This is a genomic window from Nocardioides sp. (genome assembly GCF_025964975.1).
Lineage (GTDB): Bacteria > Actinomycetota > Actinomycetes > Propionibacteriales > Nocardioidaceae > Nocardioides.
Window position 1 is genome coordinate 1 of sequence record NZ_JAOPXV010000126.1, and the last position, 3,213, is coordinate 3,213.

2 protein-coding genes are annotated in these 3,213 nt (G+C 68.8%); one reads left to right on the forward strand and one right to left on the reverse strand.

What is annotated here, in order from left to right; translation table 11 throughout:
• Positions 1-826, reverse strand: an 826-nt coding sequence (glgP, locus tag JWN68_RS09380; protein WP_297738026.1) for an alpha-glucan family phosphorylase, incomplete at its 3' end; no start/stop codon positions are given.
• Positions 827-941: 115 nt separating this feature from the next.
• On the opposite strand from glgP, the gene JWN68_RS09385 reads away from it, so the two are divergent.
• Positions 942-3,213, forward strand: a 2,272-nt coding sequence (locus tag JWN68_RS09385) for a M36 family metallopeptidase (protein WP_297738029.1), incomplete at its 3' end; no start/stop codon positions are given.

Here is a 3,213-nt window from a genome sequence, read left to right on the forward strand (position 1 = left end):
GCTCTTCCGATCTGCCGGTGATGCGGGAGTAGGCACGCAGGGCGCGCACGCCCCCGACGCCGAGGAGGAGCTCCTGGCGCAGGCGGTGCTCGGAGTTGCCGCCGTACAGCCGGTCGGTGACGTCACGGTAGTACTGCGGGTTCTCCTCGATGTCGGAGTCGAGCAGCAGCAGGGGGACGCGGCCCACGCTCGCGACGAAGATCCGCGCCAGCAGGTCGGGGCCACCCGGCATCGAGATCGACACGATGGCGCGCGAGCCGTCGGCGTCGCGGAGCAGGTGCAGGGGCAGCTCGTCGGGGTCGAGGACCGGGTAGGTCTCCTGCTGCCAGCCTTCGCGGGACAGCGACTGCTTGAAGTAGCCGTGCCGGTAGAACAGCCCGACGCCGATCACGGGGATGCCCAGGTCGGAGGCCGCCTTGAGGTGGTCGCCCGCCAGAATTCCCAGACCACCGGAGTACTGCGGGAGCACGGCGCTGATGCCGTACTCGGGAGAGAAGTAGGCGATGGCCGCGGGGGCGTCGGCACCGGCCTTGCGGGCGTACCACCGCTCGCCGGTCAGGTAGTCCTGCAGCGAGCTGGTGGCTGCCTCCAGCTGGGCCAGGAACGACTCGTCGCGCGACAGCTCGTCGAGACGCTCGCGGCCCACGGCACCGAGCAGGCGTACGGGGTCGTGGTTGACCTCCACCCACAGCTGCGGGTCGATCGCCGCGAAGACGTCCTGCGTCTCCGGGTGCCAGGACCACCGAAGATTGCCCGCCAGGGTGGTCAGGCCGACCAGGCTCTGGGGCAGGACAGGACGGACAGTGAATCGTCGAATAGCGCGCACGAGGGACGACCGTAGACCATTTCTTGGATCGATCCAAGGAGTTCCGGGGAACGGACGGTCCAGGAATTTTCCGACGCGACGCGTAACGCGCGTCCTACTTGCGAGTTGTGCGGGCATGACCCAGCCCTCCCCCCGCCGCGCCACCGCCCTCCTGGCCGCCGGCATGTTGACGATCACCCTTGTCCCGGGACTCATGCAGCTCCCTGCCAGCAGCGCGGCCTCGACACCCGCTCCCGTGGTGGAGGTGCAGGACGTCATCACACCGGGCGACCCCGTTGCGGGACTGCAGGACTTCGCCGACCAGCAGACGGCCCAGCCGTCGCTCGTCCAGCGGCAGGCGGCGGACCAGCTCGGCGCCGTACAACTGCGGTGGAACTCGTTCGGGACCCCGGCCTCGATCCTGCCGACCGACGGCAGCCTGGGCGCCGCTCCCGGGAGCCCCGCCGACGGCGCGCGCACGTGGCTGCGCAGCAACGCCGCCGTCTTCGGGTTGACTTCGACCCAGGTCGACGGGCTGACGCTGGTGAACAGCCAGGAGCTCGCTCGGGACGATTCACGTGCAGTGCTGTTCCGGCAGGAGTTCGGCGGCCTCGCCTCGGCCGAGAACGGTCTGGTCACCGTGGGCGTCGACGAAGGCAAGGTCTTCTACGTCTCGTCGTCGCTCGTGCCGGCCACAGGCACACCCGCCGCGGCCACGCTGAGCCCCCTTGACGCCTGGCTGGCCGCGGCCTCCAGCGTCGGCCTCGGTGTCACGAGCGACAAGGTGGCCGACATCGTCACCGCGAAGTCGGGCGGCTGGACCCGCCTGGGAGTGCCAGGGTTCGCGCAGGAGCAGCAGGTCCGCCTGCGCTCCCTCCCCTTGGCGGGCGGCAGCGTCAGGCCGGTCTACGAGGCCAACGTCGTCAACGTCGCAGGCGGCGCAGCTTCGGCGTACACGGTGCTGATCGACGCGGCGACGGGCAAGGACCTGGTCCGCCGGAACCAGGTCGACAACATGGAGGACACCCAGACCTTCCAGGGAACGGTCACGTCCACCGCGTGCGCACCCCCTCACCCGTTCACCCTCACCGACGGCGCCACCCGTCAGATCAACGCCGTCGCCATCGGGTCTCCCACTGACGACTTCGTGGTCAAGATCCTCGACAAGAACGGCAACGTGCTGGCGGCCAACGACCTAGCTACCAACCCCGAGGTCGTCACCTACGCAGCAGCCTCGATCCCGCAGGACGAGTACGCCGCCCAGGTCTGTCCTTTCGATGACGCCTCCATCGTGGTCGGCCAGTACTCGCTGACGGTCAACACGACCAACACGGCCGCCCCGTCGGCCGGTTCCATCGTCCCCACCCCGCGCTGGCGCTACTTCCTGACCAACCCCACGCTCGACAACCCCACCGAGACACCAACCAACTCCGTGATCGGCTGCTGGTCCGCCCCGTCCCCGGTCGGCGAGTGCTCGACACCCCCCGGCAACCTCGAGAACATCGCGGCCTTCGGACCGTGGGACACCGTGGGCGCTGCACCGACCTTCACCACGATCGGCAACAACGCCAACACGCACGAGGCGTGGGCGAGTCCCCTCACGCCGGGTGGGACCGCGCAGGCGCCCTACTCCCCCACGCGCAGCTACACCGATGAATTCACCGACGCGTGGAACAACTCGGAGTGCGACCCGACCCAGCTCCGGCCCGGAGGCAACGACATCAACGCCTCGGTGACCGCTCTGTTCGCCAGCCACAACCGCATGCACGACTACAGCTACTACCTCGGGTTCACCGAGAAGAACTACAACATGCAGAGCGACAACGGGTCCCGCGGCGGCGTGGGGGGTGACCCCGAGATCGGCAACGCCCAGGCGGGCGCGATCAACGGCGGGGCCCCCTCCTACCTCGGGCGTGACAACGCCAACCAGGTCACCCTCCAGGACGGCACCCCCGGTATCACCAACCAGTACCTCTTCCAGCCGATCGCCGGAGCCTTCTACGCACCCTGCACCGACGGCGGGCTCGACATGGGCATCGTCGGGCACGAGTACACCCACGCGATCACCAACCGGATGGTCGGTGGCCCCGACCAGGGCCTCACCTCCGAGCAGGGTGGCGCCATGGGCGAGTCGTGGGGTGACCTGGTAGCCGGCGAATACCAGTTCAGCCACGGCTACGGCAATGGCGGGAACATCTGGGCCGTCGGGGCCTACGCCACGGGCAACCTCGAGACAGCGATCCGCGACTACGCGATCAACGACAACCCCCTGAACTTCTCGCAGTACGGCTTCGACACCACCGGCCCGGAGGTGCACGCCGACGGCGAGATCTGGAACGGGACGATGTGGGAGGTGCGGCAGGCGCTCGTCGAGAAGTACGACGCGCAATACCCCTACGCCGACAAGG